The organism is Acidothermus cellulolyticus 11B (assembly GCF_000015025.1).
Classification (GTDB): Bacteria; Actinomycetota; Actinomycetes; order Acidothermales; family Acidothermaceae; genus Acidothermus; species Acidothermus cellulolyticus.
The window spans coordinates 1,083,086-1,104,655 of sequence record NC_008578.1 but is presented as its reverse complement, the minus strand read 5'-3'; the positions used below and the strand labels follow the sequence as shown (position 1 = coordinate 1,104,655).

Annotated in this window: 17 protein-coding genes; 9 read left to right on the top strand and 8 right to left on the bottom strand. The window is 67.7% G+C overall.

All coding sequences use genetic code 11. The features are described from left to right. The first annotated feature begins 11 nt into the window (after window positions 1-11). From ACEL_RS05150 to ACEL_RS05140, 3 genes are read left to right on the top strand one after another with little or no spacing between them, the layout of a single operon-like run. Window positions 12-1,010 carry an AAA family ATPase gene (locus ACEL_RS05150; protein ID WP_011719836.1) on the top strand — a complete coding sequence of 333 codons (999 nt, stop codon included), beginning with the start codon at window positions 12-14 and terminating at the stop codon, window positions 1,008-1,010. Further along, window positions 1,010-2,278: a DUF58 domain-containing protein gene (locus ACEL_RS05145; RefSeq protein WP_011719835.1), complete on the top strand. Its 1,269-nt coding sequence runs from the start codon at window positions 1,010-1,012 to the stop codon at window positions 2,276-2,278. Before ACEL_RS05150 ends, ACEL_RS05145 begins: the two co-directional genes overlap by 1 nt. Next, the gene (locus tag ACEL_RS05140) at window positions 2,275-4,563 is read left to right on the top strand and encodes a transglutaminase TgpA family protein (protein WP_011719834.1); all 2,289 of its coding nucleotides are present in this window, start codon (window positions 2,275-2,277) and stop codon (window positions 4,561-4,563) included. Before ACEL_RS05145 ends, ACEL_RS05140 begins: the two co-directional genes overlap by 4 nt. Window positions 4,564-4,826: 263 nt before the next feature. Here the strand turns inward: ACEL_RS05140 and ACEL_RS05135 are convergent, their stop codons facing one another. The 5 genes from ACEL_RS05135 to ACEL_RS05115 all read right to left on the bottom strand — a co-directional run bounded on the left by ACEL_RS05135 (window position 4,827) and on the right by ACEL_RS05115 (window position 12,203). Continuing rightward, a complete protein-coding gene (locus tag ACEL_RS05135; RefSeq protein ID WP_011719833.1) occupies window positions 4,827-5,198 on the bottom strand; it encodes a DUF3040 domain-containing protein in 372 nt (123 codons plus the stop codon). A gap of 523 nt (window positions 5,199-5,721) precedes the next feature. Further along, complete coding sequence (locus ACEL_RS05130; protein ID WP_011719832.1) at window positions 5,722-6,303, bottom strand: SAV_6107 family HEPN domain-containing protein; 582 nt, start codon at window positions 6,301-6,303, stop codon at window positions 5,722-5,724. Window positions 6,304-6,666: 363 nt separating this feature from the next. After that, window positions 6,667-9,939, bottom strand: a complete 3,273-nt coding sequence (locus tag ACEL_RS05125) for an error-prone DNA polymerase (RefSeq protein WP_011719831.1) — start codon at window positions 9,937-9,939, stop codon at window positions 6,667-6,669. Next, complete coding sequence (locus tag ACEL_RS05120; RefSeq protein WP_011719830.1) at window positions 9,939-11,522, bottom strand: DNA polymerase Y family protein; 1,584 nt, start codon at window positions 11,520-11,522, stop codon at window positions 9,939-9,941. The genes ACEL_RS05125 and ACEL_RS05120 overlap by 1 nt, the downstream gene beginning before the upstream one ends. 30 nt (window positions 11,523-11,552) lie before the next feature. Further along, complete coding sequence (locus ACEL_RS05115; RefSeq protein ID WP_148204550.1) at window positions 11,553-12,203, bottom strand: hypothetical protein; 651 nt, start codon at window positions 12,201-12,203, stop codon at window positions 11,553-11,555. Between the two features lie 227 nt (window positions 12,204-12,430). Here ACEL_RS05115 and ACEL_RS05110 point away from each other — a divergent pair, with 227 nt between their 5' ends. Further along, a complete protein-coding gene (locus ACEL_RS05110) occupies window positions 12,431-12,922 on the top strand; it encodes a YbaK/EbsC family protein (RefSeq protein ID WP_011719828.1) in 492 nt (163 codons plus the stop codon). On the opposite strand, the gene metF is transcribed toward ACEL_RS05110, so the two are convergent. Together metF and thiE are read right to left on the bottom strand one after the other, a co-directional pair. Further along, window positions 12,860-13,855 carry a methylenetetrahydrofolate reductase [NAD(P)H] gene (gene metF / locus ACEL_RS05105; protein WP_011719827.1) on the bottom strand — a complete coding sequence of 332 codons (996 nt, stop codon included), beginning with the start codon at window positions 13,853-13,855 and terminating at the stop codon, window positions 12,860-12,862. The genes ACEL_RS05110 and metF overlap by 63 nt on opposite strands. Window positions 13,856-13,868: 13 nt before the next feature. Continuing rightward, window positions 13,869-14,507, bottom strand: a complete 639-nt coding sequence (thiE, locus tag ACEL_RS05100) for a thiamine phosphate synthase (protein WP_011719826.1) — start codon at window positions 14,505-14,507, stop codon at window positions 13,869-13,871. Between the two features lie 317 nt (window positions 14,508-14,824). Here thiE and thiO point away from each other — a divergent pair, with 317 nt between their 5' ends. The 5 genes from thiO to ACEL_RS05075 all read left to right on the top strand — a co-directional run bounded on the left by thiO (window position 14,825) and on the right by ACEL_RS05075 (window position 20,176). Then, on the top strand, window positions 14,825-16,099 hold the full coding sequence (thiO, locus tag ACEL_RS05095) for a glycine oxidase ThiO (RefSeq protein ID WP_049751402.1): 1,275 nt from the start codon (window positions 14,825-14,827) through the stop codon (window positions 16,097-16,099). Continuing rightward, the gene (thiS, locus tag ACEL_RS05090; RefSeq protein WP_011719824.1) at window positions 16,096-16,299 is read left to right on the top strand and encodes a sulfur carrier protein ThiS; all 204 of its coding nucleotides are present in this window, start codon (window positions 16,096-16,098) and stop codon (window positions 16,297-16,299) included. Before thiO ends, thiS begins: the two co-directional genes overlap by 4 nt. 4 nt (window positions 16,300-16,303) lie before the next feature. Then, entirely contained in the window at window positions 16,304-17,092 is a 789-nt protein-coding gene (locus tag ACEL_RS05085) for a thiazole synthase (RefSeq protein WP_011719823.1), read from the top strand. Between the two features lie 157 nt (window positions 17,093-17,249). Then, complete coding sequence (locus tag ACEL_RS05080; RefSeq protein ID WP_011719822.1) at window positions 17,250-19,088, top strand: Stk1 family PASTA domain-containing Ser/Thr kinase; 1,839 nt, start codon at window positions 17,250-17,252, stop codon at window positions 19,086-19,088. Window positions 19,089-19,312: 224 nt separating this feature from the next. Further along, window positions 19,313-20,176 (top strand): deoxyribonuclease IV, encoded by an 864-nt coding sequence (locus tag ACEL_RS05075; RefSeq protein WP_011719821.1) that lies wholly within the window; start codon window positions 19,313-19,315, stop codon window positions 20,174-20,176. Here ACEL_RS05075 and ACEL_RS05070 read toward each other — a convergent pair. Next, on the bottom strand, window positions 20,154-21,545 hold the full coding sequence (locus tag ACEL_RS05070) for a class II 3-deoxy-7-phosphoheptulonate synthase (RefSeq protein WP_011719820.1): 1,392 nt from the start codon (window positions 21,543-21,545) through the stop codon (window positions 20,154-20,156). The genes ACEL_RS05075 and ACEL_RS05070 overlap by 23 nt on opposite strands. Window positions 21,546-21,570 lie beyond the last annotated feature (25 nt).

The window sequence follows — 21,570 nt, the reverse complement described above, 5'->3', positions numbered from 1 at the left end:
GGACGGGACGGGTGGCAGCGTTTCCAGGCGTGGGCAACACCGACGTACGGCACGTGGCGAAAACGGGCCGACTGATTTGTGAAGCAGTCGAACGCGTCATCGACGGGAAATCGGACGTCATCCGCCTCGCCGTGACCGTCTTATTGTCCGAAGGCCACATCCTCATCGAGGACGTTCCCGGCGTCGGAAAGACGATGCTGGCGAAAGCACTGGCAAAAGCCATCGACTGCACGGTCCGCCGCATTCAATTCACCCCGGACTTGCTGCCCAGCGATATCACCGGAGTGTCGGTCTACAACCAAGAAACACGGGAATTCGAATTCAAGCCGGGACCGATTTTCGCCAATATCGTGGTCGGCGACGAAATCAACCGGGCGTCACCGAAAACGCAATCGGCATTGCTGGAGAGCATGGAGGAACGCCAGGCCACGGTCGACGGACACACGTACCGGCTGGCGACGCCGTTCATGGTCATCGCGACGCAGAATCCCATCGAAATGGAGGGCACCTACCCGCTGCCGGAAGCGCAGCGCGACCGGTTCGCCGTCCGGCTCTCGATGGGGTATCCGTCGCCTGGTGCGGAACAGCAGATGCTCGACGCCCACGCGAGCCGTAATCCGTTGGAAGAGCTCGAGCCGGTGACAGACGCCGGCGAGGTGGCGCGGGCGATCGAGACCGTCCGATCGGTCTACGTGGCCCCGGATGTGCAGCGTTATGCCATTGACCTCGTGACCGCGACGAGACGGCATCCGGAGCTGCGGCTCGGCGCTTCCCCGCGGGCAACTCTGCAGCTCGTCAAGACGGCCCGCGCCGCCGCGGCCCTGGATGATCGCGACTACGTCCTGCCCGACGACATTCGCGACCTCGCCCTGCCGGTGCTCGCCCACCGGTTGCTGGTCACCGCCGATGCCCACATCGCGCGGCGCGGTCCGGCGGAAATCCTGGCCGATATTCTCCGGAGTGTGCCGGTCCCTGCACCTCCGGTACCTCCCTGGGGGGCGACCCGCTGATGCGGGCGGCGCTCGCTGGACTGACCACCCGCGGCCGGTCCTTTCTTGCCGCGGGAATCGCGGCAAGCCTGTGTGGCCTGGTCCTCGGCGAGCGTGATCTGCTCCGGGTCGGCGTCCTGCTGTTGGCCCTTCCGCTCGTCGCCGCCGGCATGGTAGCGCGGGCTCGTTATCGGCTCGCCTGTTCCCGGCGCATCGAACCGCCGCGGGTGCCGGTCGGCGAGCCGGCCCGAGTCGTCCTGCGCATCGAGAACCTCTCCCGGCTGCGCAGCAGCGTCCTGCTCGCGGAGGACCGCCTGCCATACGCCTTGGGCGGTCGGCCTCGCTTCGTGCTCGGACGGATCGAGCCGCACGGCGTCCGCGAGATGGCCTACCCGGTCCGCGCCGATGTCCGGGGTCGCTATACCGTCGGGCCGCTCGCACTCCGGTTCGTGGACGTCTTCGGCCTGGTCGAGACCGTCCGCACCTTCCGATCGACCTCGACACTCGTGGTCACACCGCGTGTCTATCCACTGACGCCGCTCGCCGCGGGTGCCGGACGAGCGGGGAGCACGGAGGGTGAGGCACGTTCGCTGGCGACGAGCGGCGAGGACGACGTCACCCCCCGCGAATACCGGCACGGCGATGATCTGCGCCGGGTGCACTGGCGGTTGACGGCTCGGCATGGGGAGCTCATGGTCCGCCGGGAAGAGCAGCCGTGGCACCGGCGCGCCGTCCTGCTCCTCGATCGCCGAGCCACGGCGCATCGCGGCGAGGGCGTCGCGTCGTCGCTGGAATGGGCCGTCACAGCGGTCGCGTCGGTCGGCGTCCGGCTGGCCCGGGACAACTTCCGGCTGCGCCTCGTCGACAGTGACGGCGCGCCTCTGCTCGGCGTCACCCCGTCGCTCTCGACCGAAGCCGAGCTGCTCGAGGTGCTAGCCGCCCTCGCGCCCGCCCCCGGAGCCGACTTCCGCGGAGCGGCGAGCGCGATTCGCGGATCGAACGCCGGACTGCTCGTCGCCGTCCTTGGCGCGCTCAGCATGCCGGACGTCGAGGTCCTCGCCGATCTGCAACGCCACGCATCGCGATGCTTGGCCATCGTGCTCGACGTCGACCGCTGGAATCCGCTGAACACCCCGAGGACGCCGGGACTCCCGGCAAGCCGGACGGCTGCGCTGCTGGCCGCTTCCGGATGGCGCGTGGCGGTCGCAGACGGCCGAACACGGGTTCCTGGAGTCTGGCAACAGCTTGTCGCAGTGGGCTTGGCCGGCGCGCCGGTGACTGTGCCATGACGAGCCAGCTCCGGTTGAGTCTGGCCGCGGGACTGGCGGCGTTCCTCGGCTCGCTCGCCCTTCTCCCCCTCTTCACCACCCTGCGGTGGCTCGGGCCGGTGGCGGTCGTCATCGCTGCGGTCACGGTGGCGTCGTTGCTGTTCCGGCAGATACGGCCGATCGCCGGCCTTGCTCCGCTCGCCGGGGTAGCCGGCTATGTCTTCGCGGTGACGGCGCTGTTCGCTCACACGAGCGCCGTCTTCGGCTTCCTGCCGGGACCCGGAGCGGTGGCCAGCCTCCGCGACACGCTGATCAACGGCTTTAACGACACCACCGAGATGTCGGCCCCGGTCACGCCGACCCGGGGGATCACCCTGCTGGCGGTCGGCGGTGTCGGCCTGGTCGCCGTGATGATTGACATTTCCGTCACAGCGTTACGCCGTCCGGCGATCTGTGGTCTGCCGCTGCTCGCCGTCTTCACCGTTCCGGCGGCGATCCTGAACCAGGGTGTGGGTTGGCTCCCGTTCGTCTGTGCGGCGGCCGGTTATCTCCTCCTGCTGACCGCGGAAGGACGAGAACGGCTGAGCGGGTGGGGCCGCGCGGTCGTCGGCCGGGTTGCCGGCGCACGGCGGTGGCCCGCGACGGTCGGCCGCGAACTGGCCCGGTCCGGCCACACCATGGCCGGGGTTGCCATACTGATCGCTATTGCCGTTCCCCTCGCGATTCCGGGGCTCCACGCGGGGTGGTTCGGCACCCATCACACGTCGGGAGGCGGAGTTGATCCGGGCGGCGGCGGAGCGACGATCCAGCCGTTCGTCTCGGTACGTCGGGACCTGACGCAGAGCACGCCCATTCCGCTATTCACGTACACGACCTCCGGCCGGCCTGACTACTTCCGGATGCTCACTCTCGACGAGTTCGACGGCACCACCTGGCGGGCCAGCGGTCTGGCGTCCGGTGGGGACATCGCCGCGGACGCTCCGCTGCCGACCGTCGGCGGGACGACGGACACCCGGGTTGTCACGCAGGTCACCGTCAGCGGATTGCGTGAACCTTTCCTTCCGGTGCCGCAAGTCCCACTCCGGGTGGACGTCGGGGAACCCTGGAAATTCAATCCGACCACAGGCGTCTTCTACGACCCGCAGGGAGTAACGAGAAAGAATCAGCAATACACGGTCGTCAGCGCGCCGATAACTCCCTCTGTTCAGATGCTGAGAAATATTCGGACGGCGGTCGACCCCACCGCCACCCGCTATTTGCAATATCCCACGAATATTCCGCCGAACATCAAACAACTGGCCGACCAAATCGTCGCGCGGGCCGGCACGCCTTACGAAAAAGCGCTTGCGCTGCAGAATTGGTTTCTCGCAAATTTCACCTACGACATCAACGCCCGCTCCGGAAGCTCGACCAGCGCGCTGGAATCGTTCCTGCAAGACCGGACCGGCTACTGCGAACAGTTCGCCGCCACCATGGCGCTGATGGCCCGGATGGAAGGGATTCCGGCCCGGGTCGATATCGGCTTCACGCCCGGCGAACCCGTTACCGGCACGGACAGCTACGTCGTAACGACGGCGGACGCCCACGCCTGGCCGGAGCTGTACTTCCCCGGAATCGGGTGGTTGCGCTTCGAGCCGACACCGCGGGCCGATGGGCAGGCGACGGTCCCGGCATACGGCGCGACCGGCACTGTGCCGTCCGCGACCGTTCCACCCACCCCGAGCGCTACCGGCCCAGGTACCGCGAACATCCCATCGGCCGCCCCCAGCGGTGCAGGGGCCGCCGCCCCGGGAACGCGCAGCGTCCAGCACGGCGTCCAATTGCCGCGGATTCCACCGGAACTTCTTGGGCTCATCGTGCTGGTTGCGTTGGGCGTCGGTGCCGGTCCGGCCGCCCGTTGGTGGATCCGGGAGCGCCGGTGGACTGCGGCGGACGACGCGGCTGCCGAGGCTCACGTGGCCTGGGCCGAATTGGGTGACGACGTGCGTGACCTACGGCTGGAGTGGACCGGTGACACGGACACGCCGCGCCGGGCGGCACAACGGCTGGCGGCGGCTCCGCAGCTTCGCGGCCAACCGGAGGCGACCGACGCGCTCTTCCGCCTTGCGCACGCCGAGGAGCTCGCCCGGTACGCGACCCCCCATCGCGTGCGGAATTTGGCGGAGAATTTTGAACCCCGTCGCGACCAGCAATTGGTACGCCGCGCCCTCATTGCCGCAATGCCCCGGTCCCGCCGGCTGCGGGCGCTCCTCCTGCCGACCTCGGTCCGTACGGTGCTCCGATCGAGACGGCGGACGTCGCGTTGACCTGACCGCCCGGCAGGCCGTCGCCGGTGCGACCGGCCGGACGGAAACGACGGCGGCAACTCAGGTGGGCAACGTCGTCCACGAGACCGATGCGACCGGCCGGACGGTAACAAAAGCGGCAACCACTATGGGCCGCGGTTACGCGGAAGTGCCTCGGTAACGAAGAAAACCAGGCTGGACCGTGTTGCGCCGAATGGCGCGATTCGCCACGAGAATTCAGCCGGGCTCTGCGGATATCAGCGAGGTTCGCACGGATTCGGCGGTCAGGTGGGATTTTCCCGGCGGCGATTCCACCGCTCCTCGAGGCGATGCATGAAGCGGCCTCGCGGTTTCGGGGATCGCGGCACCGACCGCCCCAACCGCCGGCGTCCGCGTCGCCAGATCGCGCCCGCGTACACAAGGGCGGCCATCGCGACCACAGCTCCGAGGGCGATGACGACGGTCTGCCGAATGATCAGACCGACGGGAACGAGCAGAATGCCGAGCACCCCGGCGCAGAGTGATCGCAGGTAGCGACGACGTCGATAGATCCGCGGATCAATGGATCGTACGGTTGCAGCAAACTTGGGATCGTCAGCAGACAGCGCACGTTCGATCTCCTCGAGCACACGCTGCTCATGCTCTGAGAGCGGCACGGTGCCCTCCCGTGACCATCCCACTGCGCGCATGGTTGCGCGTAGTTGGTAATACCAGTGTCTCCTCTGAGGTATTCAGATATTCGGCAGCCGATGCGCCGAGATCGTCTCGGCCGGTCGCGGTGCGTACTTTCAGGATACGAGCGGGCGGCGAAGAGCGGTAGATTCTTGCGGTGCCGCCGAGGTTTCGGACGCCGCGAGCGGTGAACATCAAGCCACGCAACGGCGCCTCCTTCCACCCGGCGCGTTCGGGTCTATTCTGCCGCCGGCAGCGGTTGAGCCTGCGCGCCGCCCGTCCGTCGTTCGACACGTACCCGACCGTCGGACGGGGCCCGGTCTGCTCGGCATCTGCGAGATCGGTCACTTTGCCCAGAAGCTGAGGACCTCCCCGTTGCAGGTGACGCCAGGGCATTACCCGGCGGGAACGGGAGTCCCGCCTGTTGGCGGCTAACGCTGATCCTCTTGGCGACCAACGCTGATCCTGGTCGTCGAGTCGCATCAGTTCTGCGATCACCGAGTTCCATCAGGCTGCCGGTAAGGTCGGGTAATCGGCACTGATCGTTCTGAGCTCCTCTCCTGCGACACTTCTGAACCCCGGTTCGGCAACAGTCCTGAGCTCCTCTTCCACAACAGAAAGAAAGAGCGCGGCATCCCGGAGTAGGTCGTCGGCTTCGCGTGGAGTCACTGCCGACGAAAGGCCAGCTTCGGCGGCAGCCCGTTTGGGCGCACCGGCAGCGAAATACGCCGCCCATTCCCGCAGATGCGGCGCCACCCGGGCGAGGAGTACCCAGACATTACGGATGCGCCCACGACCTCGGGTCGTCTCAGGCTGGGCGCGAAGTGCCAGAACAGCCGCTGCAGCGCGCAGCGCGGCCAGATGCGCCGCGGCATATCGATTCGTGGCGCGATCGCAGTACTGAGCGTCGGCAAGGCCGGAGCGGGCGAGGTCAAGCAACTGCCGAGCCGCCCGTGCTCCGGGCGCTCGGCTGGGCAGAGCGGAGGTTCGCCTGGTTACCGGCATCGCGCCGCCCTTCAAGCCCGGCGTTGGGTCCGGCACTGCGCCCGGCGTTGGGTCCGGCACTGTGCCCGCCTGTGTACCCGGCATCGCGCCCTCCTTCGGTTCCACCTGAACGGGTTGTGCAACCGCGGGACCCGGTGCGCGGCGGGTCGAGGAAGCCGCGCACCGGAGAGCCGTTTTCGAACATGTGTTCGATAGCGATGAGGGTAGCTGCCGCGAAGGAACCGGTCAAGGGATTTTTTGCAGGCGTCGGGCGTCGACCCGCCGGCGGCAGGCGTCAGACGCCGAGGCGTCGGCTGGCGGCCGTCGGGCATCGACCCGAGGGGGCAGGGAAAACGGCAGGCCTCCCCCGGGTCCAGACGACGGTGTCAAACGCCGGCTTCAGCGGACAGGGGCTGACCCGGAATCTCGCCCCTGGTGCCGACGACGGTACCCGCAAGAGACAACGGGTCACCGGAAATCTCGAGCGGAACGCCGAATTACCAGCGGAAGCGGCTCAAGCCGGTCAGCAATAACATTGACCACACCGTCCGCTCGTTCCAGCCGGCCGCGTACCAGAAGGGCGGCCGCCGTCCGTGCCGTCCGCCGATACCGCACCCAGACTCCCGGTGAGCAGATCACGTTGACCATCCCCGTCTCGTCCTCCACGTTGAGGAACGTCGTTCCCCGCGCCGTCGCCGGGCGTTGCCAATGGGTGACCACTCCCCCGACGAGAACTCGAGAATCCGGCGCCACTCGATGCAATTGCGCCGCCGGAACGACACCCATCTCGGTCAACTGATCCCGAACGTGTGCCGTCGGGTAGACGTCCGGGCTGATTCCCAGGAACCGCAGGTCCGTCACCGTCGTCTCCATCTCCGTCATCGGTGGAAGCCGCGGCGGCGTGGCCTCGACGCCAAAACCCTCAAGCTGTCCGGGCCGCGTCTCGGCGGCGGAACCGGCGAGCCACAAGGCCTGCCGCCGGTCGAGACCGAAACACTCACACGCCCCTGCCGCAGCCAGCGCCTCCAGGTGCGTGACGGAGAGTTCGCAGCGGCGTGCCAGATCCGCCATGTCACGGTACGGCCGACGGGCAACGATGCGATCCGCCGTCTCGGCGCTCACTCCTTTCACCAAGGAAAGACCCAATCGCACCGCCCAGCCGCCGTCCATCGGTTCCAGAATGGTTTTCGTTGCACTGGAGGCGACACAGGGACGGCGGATCACCACCCCGTGACGACGGGCGTCAGCCACCACCGTCTGCGGCGAGTAAAAGCCAAGCGGAGCAGCGTTGAGAAGCGCCGCGCAGAACGCCGCCGGGTAGTACTTTTTCAGCCACGCGCTCGCATAAACAAGAAACGCAAAGCTGATGGCGTGACTCTCAGGAAAACCGAAATGCGCAAACGCCTGGAGTTTCTCGTAGATTTCGTCCGCCACCGCTCCGGTAATGCCGTTACGGGCCATGCCCGCGTAGAGTTTCGCTTTCAGACGCTCCATGCGTTCGACGGAACGTTTAGCCCCCATCGCCTGACGCAGGTGGTCTGCTTCGGCGGGAGTGAGCCCGGCGACATCGATGGCCATTTGCATGATCTGCTCTTGGAAGAGCGGGACGCCGTACGTGCGTTCCAGCGAATGGCGGAGCAGCGGATGGGCGTAACGAACGGGTTCCCGTCCCCGGCGGCGGCGGATGAACGGGTGCACGGAACCGCCTTGAATCGGACCGGGACGAATGATCGCCACCTCGGTGACGAGGTCGTAGAAATTTCTCGGTTGCAATCGCGGAAGCGTCGCCATCTGCGCTCGACTCTCCACTTGGAAGACGCCCACCGAATCCGCTGCGCAGAGCATGTCGTACACCGCCGGGTCTTCCGGCGGAATCGTCTCCAGAGACAGCCGCACACCGTGATAGGTCTCGATGAGATCGAAGCACTCCCGCAACGCCGACAGCATGCCCAGTCCGAGAAGGTCGAATTTCACCACACCGATCCGGGCGCAATCGTCTTTGTCCCACTGCAGCACGCTCCGCCCGGGCATCCGCGCCCACTCGACCGGACAGACCTCGGCGACCGGCCGGTCACAGATCACCATTCCTCCGGAATGGATGCCCAGATGACGGGGAAAACCAAGCACCTGACGGGCGAGATGGACCACGTCATCCGGGACATCGTGGTCAGCCTCCGAACCGCGGGGAATCTCTCCATACCGGTCAAGCTGTTTCGACCATGCGTCCTGTTGGCCCGGCGAATATCCGAGGGCGCGGGCCATGTCCCGGACGGCGGATCGGGGCCGGTAGGTGATGACCGTGGCGACCTGCGCGGCCCGCTCCCGGCCATATCGAGAGTAGACGTATTGGATGACCTCCTCCCGGCGGCCGCTTTCGATGTCGACGTCAATATCCGGCGGTCCGTCCCGCTCCGGACTGAGAAATCGTTCGAAGAGCAACCGGAAGGCGATGGGGTCGGCCTTGGTGATACCGAGAACGTAGCAGACGACGGAATTAGCGGCCGATCCCCGGCCTTGGCAGAGGATGCCGCGGGACCGGCAGAATTCAACGATCTCCCAGACGACGAGAAAATATCCGGGAAACCCGAGCTGCTCGATGACGTCAAGTTCATAATCAAGCTGGCGGTACACATCAGGGCGCTGATGCGGCGGTCCGTATTTCTCGGCCGCGCCGCGCATCGCCAGTTCGCGGAGATAACTCATCTCGGTGTGACCAGGCGGCACCGGAAAATCCGGAAGCCGCGGAGCAATCAAGCGCACATCGAATGCGCAGGCGGCGCCGAGCCGGGCCGCGTTCGCCACCGCCCCGGGGTACCGGGCGAAACGCTGAGCCATCTCGACTCCGGAGCGCAGATGGCGGACGGGCGCGGCCGGCAGCCATCCGGCTATCTCATCCAGACTTTTTCGAGCGCGGACCGCGGCCAGTGCGGCGGCCAATCGACCTCGATCAGGGGTGGCGTAGTGGGCGTTCGTCGTCGCCACCACCGGAAGTCCGCAGCGGACAGCAGCCGCGGCAAGCACATCGTTGGCTGCTGAATCGAGGGGCTGCCCGTCGTCGGTGAGTTCCACCGCAACGTTCTCCCGACCGAACATCTCAACGAGCCGGTCGATTTCCCGTACCGCGCCGTCCGGACCCTCGGCGGCGAGGGCACGGCGGACCCGCCCTTTCCGGCATCCGGTGAGGATCAGCCAATGCCCGCCGGCGGTATGCGCGAGTTCCGTCTCGTCGTACTGCGGCCGCCCTTTCCCGCCGCCTCTCAGGTGCGCCGCACTCATCGCAACGGCAAGCCGCCGGTATCCCTCCGGATCACGGGCCAGGACGAGGAGGTGAACGGCATCCGGATCGACGGCACCGGCCCGCGGCTCGACAAGCGAGAGGGACAACTCCGCGCCGAAAACGGTACGAACGCCGAGTTCAGCAGCCGCTTCGGCAAACCGGACGACCCCGTAGAATCCGTCGTGATCGGTGAGGGCAAGGGTCTCAAGACCCAGCCGGGCGGCTTCCTCAACGAGTTCCTCCGGATGGCTTGCCCCATCGAGAAAACTGAAATTCGAATGACAGTGCAATTCCGCATAACGAACGGTCTCATCCGGTTGTTTCGGCAATTCTTTCGGCCGGTACGGCGGCCGCCGGCGCGATGTCGGCGCTTCCGCATCCGCCGGCTCGACGGCACGGGCGGGTCGGCCGGCGAGGCGACGTTCAAGTTCCGGCCAGGAGACGGACGGATTGTGCCACCCCATCAGTCGTACCGCCCTTCCACAGCCCACATGCCGCCGCAATGGGTCGCCAACCAGGCAAGTCCATCAGCGGTGGCGAACTGAAACCGCGTCCCATGACGGGCGGTCGGAGCGTCCCACCACCGTTCATCGAACGGCCACGGCCCTGCCCAACCGGTTATCCGCCGCCGCTGGGCGTCAGGAAGAGCGAGAATCGCCGGCGTTGCGGTAAGCCGCAAACGTGCGGTTACCGCAACGGTCTCGCCGCTTGCGGCAAGGACGACGGCCGGACGCGGCGGATCCCACACCGTAGGCGGCGACGGCGGCGGCAGCCGGCCAGGCCACGGCGCGGTATCGGGCTTGCCGTCCGGCTCCCCCGAACCCCAGGGCACCCAGCGCACCCGGTGGATCGGATCCCGGCCGCCGTCCACAACAGCGCTCACCACCGCCGATTCACCGAGAAGACCCTGCAGACGGGTGAGGACCCTGGCAATATCGGTGTGCCGGTGAATACTGTCGGCCTGTCCCCGAAGCACGTCATTTCCGCCATCCCATAACGGCACGTCCCAACCGACAGCACGGGTCACCTCATCAGCAACGAGTCGAAGTGCCGCCAGGCCGCCGGATACATTCCCGGAATCAAGCCACCCGGCAAGCTGCCATCGCACCCGGTCGACGATCGCCGCGACGGAGAAAACAGGAAGGACGGCATCCACCCGCCGCCACGCACGGGCGTGGATCCGCCCGCTTTCATCGCGGACTTCCACCACCAACCGCAGACACCCCAAACCCCGGCGGGTCAACTGTTCGTGCAATTCTTCCGCCGCCACCCGGGCGATGAACGACGCCGTATCCACGCGGTCGAGCGGCGGATCGAAAATTCGGTGCACAGCAATAACCGGCGGGTCATGGGCGCGGACCAAGAACCGAAGGGGAACCCCGCGGGCCATATCGTGCGCCCGGCCGGCGTCCTCCCCCCACCGGGTCACCACCGTCCGGCGCGGCAGACTCGTGAAGTCCCCTAAGGTGCGGAGGCCGAAACGAGGAAGTATTTCCGACAACGGCGGTCCGAGACGGTGCACAGGAAGCTCAGCAAGAAAATCCACCGACCGTCCCGGTGGGACGATCCGGTCCTCATACGCCGCTTGAACAGCCGCGAACGTTCCATCCGCTATGCCCACCCGCACCGGAAACCCAAGGCTGCGGACCCCGTCAACGATCCGTTGCCGCAACGGCTCTTCACCGCCCCAATACCGAGCCGCACCGCCGGCGCGGGCCACCAGAAGGCCAGGGCGGACGACGTCCGGCCCGGCGGCCACCTCAGCAACCCGACGCACCACCGCTTCGAAAACCCGGCTGTCTCGACCTGGATCAGCGGTATGGCCGAGCAATTCCGGGCAGCAGGCCTGGGCTTCCCGCCACCGCTGACCACGGCGGACGCCGGCGGCACGCGCCGCCGGCGAGCAGGAAAGAATCCGGCCGCGGGCAATCACCGCACACGGCGTTTGCGGATCCGCTCCCGCAGCCAGGATCGGCCAATCCGGGCACCATACGGCAAGGACACGCTCGACAGGAAAAAGGGAGGAGACCTGGAAAAGAACGGTCACGGCACACCTCGATCTCCCCGGTGTTCCCTTTCACGCCGCGGAAGGTGTTGCGGAAGAAAACCGTGGCCGCCACCGAAAATGCCGTGGATGGCCACCGGTCCCCCGGCTCATCACGCGCACGGTGAATTCCGCGCCCTGTAGACATCCGTCGCCTTGACCCAAGCCGCTCCACCGGCGGTCCGTCACGGCAAAACGAGCCGTCGCCCCTTCCCAAGGAACCGTGGTCAGCAGAATTGCTGACCGCTCCCGTACCCGAGCGGTCAATCGGCGCTGCTCAGCCGGCGTCCCCGCAACGTGGACAACGACGAGATCGAAAGCTTCCACCAATGCAGCCACGGCTGTCATCCACCGTCCACCCGGGGAAGGAATGCGCACGAACCGGTCCGCCGGTATCTGGTACTCCGCGGCAGCCGCTGCACCCAGCGGGGGGCCGCCGACCTCGGCACTCCATCCGCCTTGCCGGGCAATATCGGCAATCAGCGCCAAGGTGAGCGTGGCGGATCTCTCGACGACAATCACACTCCCCCGTTGCATCACGCCACCAGGAAAGGCCTCGGCAAAAGGTGGAGACACCGCAAAGCCTTCCCGGCGGCGAAGGAGCGCCGCCGCGGAAATGACCTCCGCGGAAACGACCTCCGCCGCGGACGCCGCCGTCGCCGCTGACCCTGCAGATACCACCACACCACGAGTATCGAACATATGTTCGAAGAGCACAACGAGGTTTCCCGGCCTCCGACCTTGATCACAATCAAGGAAGCGGCGCCCGGCTGCGGATCACCCCGGGCGAAGTGCCGGCCCCGGCGGCAGACCACCCGGGGAGGCAGATCACCCGCAGGCACGGGACCCGCCCAGGCAACAGACCACCCGGGGCAAGACCCGCGAGATCACCGTCTCGCTACTCTGGTCGCATGCTCCCCCCGGCGGTCACCCGCGTTGACGAGGCGCTCCGGGCCGCCGGTGTCCACACGGAGATTCGCCTCCTGGCCGACTCCGCCCGCACTGCAGCCGAAGCCGCCGCCGCCCTCGGCGTCACCATCGGGCAGATTGTCAAAAGTCTGGTCTTTGCCGCAGACGACGAGCCGCTTCTCGTCCTCGCCAGCGGACGGCACACCGTCGACACCAAAAAAGTCGCCCACTTGGTCAATGCCGGTCGGGTACACCGCGCCGATCCGGAATTCGTCCGCCGGCACACCGGCTTCGCCATCGGCGGGGTGGCTCCCGTCGGTCATCCCCATCCCCTGCGCACCGTCATCGACACCGCCCTCGCCGATTACGACATCCTCTGGGCCGCAGCCGGACATCCGCACGCCGTTTTCCCGACCACGTTTGCCGAACTGCTACGCCTCACCGGCGGCGATCCCGGCGACGTCGGACGGCGCGACCCCGGGTCCGCTGACTGACGCCTTCCCGTGCCGATCGGCACGCTCGCTGAGGCGTAAATTCTGGTAAATCTCCCGCGTCGCCGTCGACCGGTTCAGCGTGTAAAAGTGCAATCCCGGCGCCCCTTCGTCGAGCAGACGACGGCACATCTCCGTTGCCACCTCGATGCCGATGGCCCGTACCGCCGCCGGCTGGTCCGCCACCGCCAGAATGCGGTCGGCGAGTTCCGGCGGAAATTCATCCCCGGAGAGCAGGGCGAACCGCTCGATTTGCCCGATGGATGTAATCGGCATGACACCGGGAATGATGGGAACGGTGCAGCCCGCGCGTTCGATCCGCTCCCGCAGCCGCAGATAATCCTCAACACGGAAGAACATCTGGGTAATGGCGAAATCCGCGCCGGCCCGGCATTTCTCGACGAAATACCGGGTGTCGTCCTCGAGCGTCGGCGACCGGGGATGCTTGCGGGGAAACGCAGCCACTCCGACGCAGAAATCTCCAACCATCTTGAGCAGGCGGACCAATTCGACGGCGTACCGAAAACCGTGGGGGTGGGGAATCCACTCCCCGTTCGGATTTCCCGGCGGATCGCCGCGCAGCGCCAGAATGTTGCGCACGCCCGCGGCCGCGTACTGACCGATGACCCGCCGAATCTCCGCCACCGACTGGTTGACGATCGTCAAATGGCCGACCGGCGTCAGTGTGGTTTCGGTCGCGATCCGCTCGGTGATGCGGACCGTCGCCGCTGCGGTGCTGCCGCCGGCGCCATAGGTCACCGACACGAACGTGGGTCGCAGCACTTCCAAGGCGCGGATCGTCTGAAACAACGCCCGCTCACCATCCGCCGTCTTGGGCGGAAAGAACTCGAACGAAAACGACGAACCACCGCGGGCGAGAAGCTCGCGAATCGTCGGACTCCGTCCGGGAGCGGGAATGAGACGTCCGGTGCTCACCGCAATACCGCCGTCACGCCGCCGCAGCAAGTCGAGCCGCGAACTCAGCCGCCGCCTCAGCCGGATCCGGGGCGTCGGCAATGGCACGAACCACCACAACCCGGCGCGCGCCGGCCTCCAAAACCTCGTCCAGGTTCTGCAGGTTGATCCCGCCGATGGCAAACCACGGCCGGTCGCCGGCCGCTTGGGCTGCATACCGGACGACGTCCAATCCAGCCGCCGGACGACCGGGTTTCGTCGGGGTCGGCCAACACGGCCCGACGCAGAAATAGTCGACCGCCGGGTCACTGACCGCGGCCTGGACCTGTTCGACCGAATGCGTGGACAACCCGATGACGACGTCGTCCCCGACGATGCTCCGCGCGATGCCGACCGGAAGGTCGTCCTGGCCGAGGTGGAGAACATCGGAGCGGGCGGCGTACGCAATGTCGGCCCGGTCATTCACCGCGAGCAGCGCACCGTGGCGACGGCACGCCTCAGCGAAGACGTCCAGCAGCCGGAGTTCTTCCTTTGCTTCCAGCCCCTTCTCGCGGAGCTGGACGACGTCCACCCCGGCGCCCAGTACAGCGTCGAGGAAAGCGGGCAGGTCACCCTGACGGCGCCGCGAATCGACGCACAGGTAGAGCCGAGCGTCGGCCAGCGATGCCTTCACGCGTCCTCCCCTTCATGCCCGCCGTCGAGGGTGCGCGACCGAGGGTAGCCGCGGCGGAGCATCCCCCGCCACTGGGACCGGCATCGCGGGCGGGAAGCGGTGAACGTCACACCCTCCGCCTTGCCGGTCGGGACCGCCGTGCCGCGCAGCCTTCGCCGGGCCTGGCAGGCCGGTCGGGGCCGCCGAGCCGCGCAGCGGAACCGGGTAGGCCACACCGCCTGCGGAGCGGCGTAGGCTTGGGGTCGGCGCGGGAGCCCGGGGCACCGGGCTGAGAGGGCAGCTGACGCCGCTGCCGACCGTGGAACCTGCTCCGGGTCATGCCGGCGAAGGGAGGCTGCGTGGGTCACCGTCCCACGGAGAACGGTACCGACGTCATCGTGGTCGGTGCCGGAGTCATCGGATTAGCCACCGCATGGCGATGTGCGCAGCGTGGATTCAACGTCACCGTCGTCGACCCGGATCCGGGCCGTGGCGCGTCGCACTACGCGGCGGGCATGCTTGCCCCGGTGACTGAGGCGCATTTCGGCGAAGAATCTCTGCTGCACCTCACGATCGAGGCCGCCCGCCGTTATCCCGCTTTCGTTGCCGACCTGCAGGCCGCGGCCGGGATATCCGTTGGCTACCGGACCACCGGCATGCTCGCCGTCGCCTTCGACAACGACGACCGGGCGGTACTGGCGGAGTTGCACGCCTACCACAACTCTCTCGGCCTGACGAGCACCCTGCTGTCGTCGCGGGAATGCCGGGACCGCGAACCTGCGCTGGCGCCGGCCATCCGTGCTGGACTCTGGGTGGAAGGCGACCATCAGGTGGACAACCGCCGGCTCGTCCAGGCACTCCGCGCCGCCTGTGACCGGGTCGGAGTCCGGTTCCTCCCGACCGAGGCGCACCTTGACGTCCACGGCAACCGGGTCAGGGGCGCGAACGGCATTCCGGCCGCCGCGACGGTGCTCGCCGCGGGAGCATGGAGTCCGCACGTGGCCGGGCTTCCCGAGGCGGTGCGTCCACCGGTCCGGCCCGTCAAGGGACAGATCCTGCGGTTGCGGGTCGACCCCAACCGTCCGCTGCTCACGCGGGCGGTCCGAGCCTTTGTCCGCGGCCGGCCGCTGTACGTCGTCCCGCGGGAAACCGGCGAGATTGTGGTCGGCGGCACGGTTGAGGAAATGGGTTTTGACCAGCGGGTCACGGTCGAGGCGGTCGCTGACCTGCTCGATGACGCGCGGCGTCTTGTCCCCGGCCTCGTGGACGCCGACTTCGTGGAGGCCTCGGCTGGACTCCGCCCAGGCTCGCCCGATAACGGTCCCATGGTCGGGCCCAGTGGGGTGGACGGGCTGGTGATCGCGACCGGCCACTATCGCAACGGCATCCTGCTCGCGCCGATCACCGCAGACGCCGTCGCCGAGCTGCTCGCCACCGGCGCAATCCCGGAGGAGTTCGTCCCCTTCGACCCACGCCGGTTCTTTGACCCAGACTGGTCTGCCCGGCACAGCCATCGCCGCACTGCTCCGGCGGCGAGTCCCCGCAGTGGGAAAGACGGCACGTCCGCTGAGCCGGATGCCGCTCGCGACGAGAAGGAAGCCGCAACAAAATGATCACTGTCACGGTCAACGGTGCCGTCACGCAGGTCGCGCCGGCGAGCACGGTCCGCGACCTGGTCACCAGCGTCGCCGGCGATCGCTCCGGGGTCGCGGTCGCCGTCAACGACACGGTCGTCCCGCGGACCCGATGGGCTGACACGCCGATCCGGGAGCACGACCGGATCGAGATTCTCACCGCTGTACAGGGAGGCTGAGGTCGTGGACGATCCGCTGGTCATTGCCGGGGAGACCTTCACCTCGCGGCTCATCATGGGCACCGGCGGCCTGCCGAGTCTGGAGGTACTGGACGCCATCCTCGACGCGGCCCGGGTGGAGCTCGCGACGGTCGCCATCCGCAGGATCGACCCGACAGCCGGCGGCTCGATCCTCGACGTGCTCAACCGGCACGGCGTCCAGGCGCTGCCGAACACCGCGGGCTGCTACACCGCCCGGGACGCGGTCCGTCATGCGCAGCTGGCCCGGGAAGCACTCCAGACCAACTGGATCAAACTGGAGGTCATCGCGGACGAGCACACCCTGCTCCCGGATCCCGTCGAGTTGGTCGACGCCGCCGAGCAACTGGTCGACGACGGGTTCGTCGTCCTCGCCTACACCAACGACGACCCCGTACTGGCCGCCCGGCTCGAGCGGGTCGGTTGCGCGGCGGTGATGCCGCTCGGTGCGCCGATCGGCTCCGGCCTCGGGATACGCAATCCGCACAACATCGAGTTGATCGTCGAACGAGCCGGCGTGCCGGTGGTGCTGGACGCAGGCATTGGGACCGCGAGCGACGCGGCGTTCGCGATGGAGCTGGGCTGCGACGCCGTCCTCGTCGCGTCCGCAGTGACCCGGGCGCAGAAACCGGCGCTCATGGCGGAGGCGATGCGCAAGGCGGTGGAGGCCGGCCGGCTGGCCGCCCGGGCTGGACGGATTCCGAAGCGCCGGTACGCCCTGGCGTCTTCGCCCACCGAAGGGATGCCGGAATACAGCGGCCGGCTCGGCAGCTGACTCGGTGGGCTCAGCAACTGACTCGGCCGGCTCAACTGACTCGGCCAGCTCGGCTGACTCGGCTGGCTCGGCAGCTGGCCACCGCACCAACCGGCGTGCGGCTCTCCCGGTCGCGCCTGACCGCTCAACGCAAGCGGCGCACGTAAACTTCTCCGTCGTGGACACGTCGGTCACCGACACGCTCGTCGGTCGGTTGCTCGACGGACGGTACCTGATCGAGGACAGGATCGCCCGCGGCGGCATGGCGACCGTGTACCGGGCTCGCGACATGCGTCTGGACCGGCCGGTTGCCGTCAAGGTCATGCACGACGTGTTCGCCACGGATCCGGAGTTCGTCGCCCGATTCATTCGCGAAGCCAAAGCCGCAGCCGCGTTCTCCCATCCCAACGTCGTCGCCGTCTTCGATCAAGGCGCGGACGGCGGACACGTCTACCTTGTCATGGAATACGTCGTCGGCGAGACGCTCCGCGATCTCCTTCGCCGCCGTGGCCGACTCTCGCCGGCCGAAGCGCTCGGCATTCTGCAACCGGTGCTCGCCGCGCTCTCCGCTGCGCACGCAAGCGGATTGATCCACCGCGACGTCAAACCTGAGAATGTGCTCCTCGCCCGCGACGGCCGGGTCAAGGTGGCCGACTTCGGGTTGGCGCAGGCCGTCAACCGAACCGCCTCACGCACGGCAACCCTCATCGGCACGGTCGCCTACCTGGCCCCGGAGCAGGTGACCCGGGGTGTCGCCGACGCGCGCAGCGACGTGTACGCCGCCGGCATCATGCTCTTCGAGATGCTCACCGGCGCTCCGCCGTACCAAGGCGACAGCCCGCTCGCCGTCGCCTACCGTCATGCGCACGAGGACGTCCCCCCGCCGTCGTCCCGCGTCCAGAGCCTGCCGCCGGCGATTGACGCGGTCGTCCTCGCCGCCACCGCCCGAGACCCCGACCGGCGGCCGGCGGACGCCCACGCCCTCCTTGCGCTGGTCGCGCGGGCCCGACGGGAACTGTCCACCCCGGATGCGGATGGCGATGCCGTCACCACGCTGGTGCCACTCTCCACGGAGACCCTCGTCGTCGCCGGAGCCCCTCGGCGCCGGCGACGATGGCGGATGTTCGTCGCCCTCCTCGTCGTCCTCGCCGTGGCGGCCGCCGCCGGGGCCGCCGGCTGGTGGCTTGCCGTAGGCCGGTACGCCGTCGTTCCCCGCCTGGTCGGCGTCTCGACCACCCAGGCCACGGAACTCGCCGCGAAGGCGCACCTTCGCCTGCACGTAGCCGGCGAGACCTGGAGCACGACGTACCCGGCAGGAACGATCGTTGACCAGCGTCAACGGCCGGAGAGCAGGGTGAACCGCGGCACGGCAATCGACGTCACCGTCTCCAAAGGCCGGCACCTGACCACGGTCCCGAGCTTCGACCCGGCGCAGACGTCGCTCGCCGACTATGAAGCCGCTCTTGCCCACGCGGGTTTGTCGGCTGGACCGGTGACCCAGCGCTACGACGACACCGTGCCGGCGGGAAACGTCATCGCAACCAACCCGGCCGCAGGCGACCAGGTCGACTGGAACAGTTCGGTCGCCATCACCATCAGCCAGGGCCGCCAGCCGATCCCCGTCCCGGATGTGCGCGGCCAGCCGGCCGACCAGGCGGCGGCGACCTTACAGGACGCTGGTTTCGCCGTGGCGACCAGTCAGGCGTTCAGTGACACCGTGCCGAAAGGCGTGGTGATGAGTGAGTCACCGACGCCGGGTGGGAACGGTTATCGCGGCGACACGGTGACGCTCGTCGTTTCCCAAGGACCACAGCTGTTTCCGGTACCGAAGGTGACGAGCACCCTCGCCGACCCAAGCACCTGGATCACCATCGACCAGGCGCGGCAAATTCTCGAATCCGCGGGATTCACCGTCCACGTCGGCAAGAAGGGCCGTTTCGGCATCGTGACCCACCAGGACCCAGCGCCAGGGAGCATGGAACCGAAAGGTTTCACCGTCACCATCGACGCGGTGTAGCGGCGGGGTTGCGCAAACAACACGACGGGGAGCAGCGCGTGCCGTCCGGCCGCGGCCAGCCCGCCCGCGGGGGTGCCCTGCCGTCCGGCCGCGCCCAGCCCGCCCGCGGGGGTGCCCTGCCGTCCGGCCGTACCGCCCGCGGGAGTGCCGCCAGGCGGATCGCCGGGCTGAGCATACGCGTCGTCCGGCCGCGCCCGCCTGAAACGGCGTGCCATCCTAGGGAAGTGCCCCCGAGACGACCGTCGCCCATTGGTGTCCACGCGCCGGTCGCCGGCGGCCTGATACACGGCGCCCTCGGGCATTGCCGGGACGTCGGCGCCGAAGCGCTGCAAGTATTCGTCTCCAATCCGCGAGGCTGGGCCCGGCCGCCGGCGGATCCCCGGGTCGACGGCGAATTTCGGGAATTATGTGCCGCAGCCAGAATTCCGGTTTTCGTCCACGCGCCGTACTTAGTGAACCTCGGCTCTCCGACCCCTACAACCCTGGAAAACTCGGTGCTCGCCGTCCGATACACCCTCGCCCGGGCGGCCGCGATCGGCGCCCGCGGGATTGTCGTCCACGCCGGATCCGCGGTGAGCAGCAGCGGACGAGACCTCGCAGCCAAGCAGGTGCGCGAGGCGCTGCTCCCAATCCTCGACGAGATTCCGGAGGACGGACCGCTGTTGCTGATTGAGCCGACCGCGGGCGGCGGCCAATCGCTGGCGTCCCGGATCGAGGACCTGCCGGCCTACCTGGAGAACGTCGAGGCCCATCCCCGGCTCGGCATCTGCATCGACACGTGCCATCTCTTCGCGGCCGGACACGACATTGCCTCGCCCGGCGGAATGCGGGCGACCTTGAATGCGCTGATCCGGGCGATCGGCCGCCGCAGACTCAAACTCGTGCATGCCAACGATGCCAAGGCGGAGCTCGGCTCACAACGCGACGCGCACGAACGCATCGGCCGGGGCCGGATCGGGGTCGAGCCGTTTCGGGAACTCTTTCGACACCCCGCCACCAGCGGCATCCCGATCGTCCTGGAAACGTCGGGAAAAGTCGCGGAGAACCGCGAAGACGTCGCGCTTCTCAAGAAGCTTCGCGAGGGTTAGCGGATTCGTCCGCCCGACGGCGGATGTCCTGCAGCATGGATGCGGCAAGAAACGCAAGCTCCAAGGACTGTCCGGCGTTCAACCTCGGGTCACAGGCCGTTTCATAGCGGTCCGCGAGGTCGGCGTCAGCGATGTCGTCAGCGCCGCCGAGACATTCGGTGACGTCCTCGCCGGTGAGTTCGACATGCAGTCCACCCGGAATCGTACCGAGCGCCTGATGGACCTCGAAAAATCCCATGACTTCTTCGACGATGTCATCGAAATGCCGCGTCTTCAGCCCGCCGGAGGATTCGATCGTGTTGCCGTGCATGGGGTCGCAACTCCAGATCACCTCAGCGCCCGCCGCGGTCACCTTCTCCACGATCGGGGGCAACACGTCGCGGATCCGCCCGGCGCCCATCCGCGTAATGAACGTCAGCCGACCCGGACGCCGTTCCGGATCGAGCTTCTCCACGAGCGCCACCGCTGTCTCCGGCGTTGTCGTCGGACCGAGCTTCACGCCGATCGGATTGGCGATGTACCGGGCGAATTCGATGTGCGCACCGCCCACATCACGGGTGCGTTCGCCGATCCACACCATGTGCGCGGAAAGGTCGTAATACGCACGGCGCTCGGTGTCATACCGCGTCAACGCGGATTCGTAGTCCAGCAGCAGCGCCTCATGACTGGCGTACAGCTCCACCTGGTGGGCGACTTCGCTGTTCTCCAAGTCGAAGCCGCACGCCTCCATGAATCGCAACGCACGGTCGATGTCGGTGGCAATGGATTCGTACCGTTCACCGGCCGGACTGCGCCGCACAAAATCGGAATTCCACGCGTGCACCTTCCGCAAATCGGCGAAACCGCCGGTCGCGTGCGCCCGGATGAGGTTCAGCGTCATGGCCGCCCGGTGGTAGGCCTCGAGGAGCCGCCGCGGATCGGGGACCCGCGCGGCCAGCGTCCGTTCGATGGAATTCACCGCGTCGCCCCGGTAACTGGGCAACTCGACGCCGTCCACCACTTCGACGTCCCGTGACCGCGGTTTGGCGTATTGTCCAGCGAGGCGGCCGACTTTGACGACCGGCACGCTGGCGCCGTAGGTCAGGACGACGGCCATCTGCAGCAGGATCTTTATCTTGCTGCGGATGCGGTCGACGGTCGCGTCCGCGAACGTTTCTGCGCAATCGCCGCCCTGCAGGAGAAATGCCCGGCCCCGGGCAACCTCCGCCAACCGCTGGCGCAGAACGTCGCATTCCTCCGGCACGACCAGCGGAGGAAGTGCGGTCAGCTGGCTGCGAACTGCGGCGAGCTCGTCCGGATCCGGCCAGATCGGCTGCTGCGCAGCCGGCAGCTGCCGCCATGACTCGAGCGGAGGATCGGAGAGGAGCACTGCAAAAGTCTAACCGGGTGAGCGC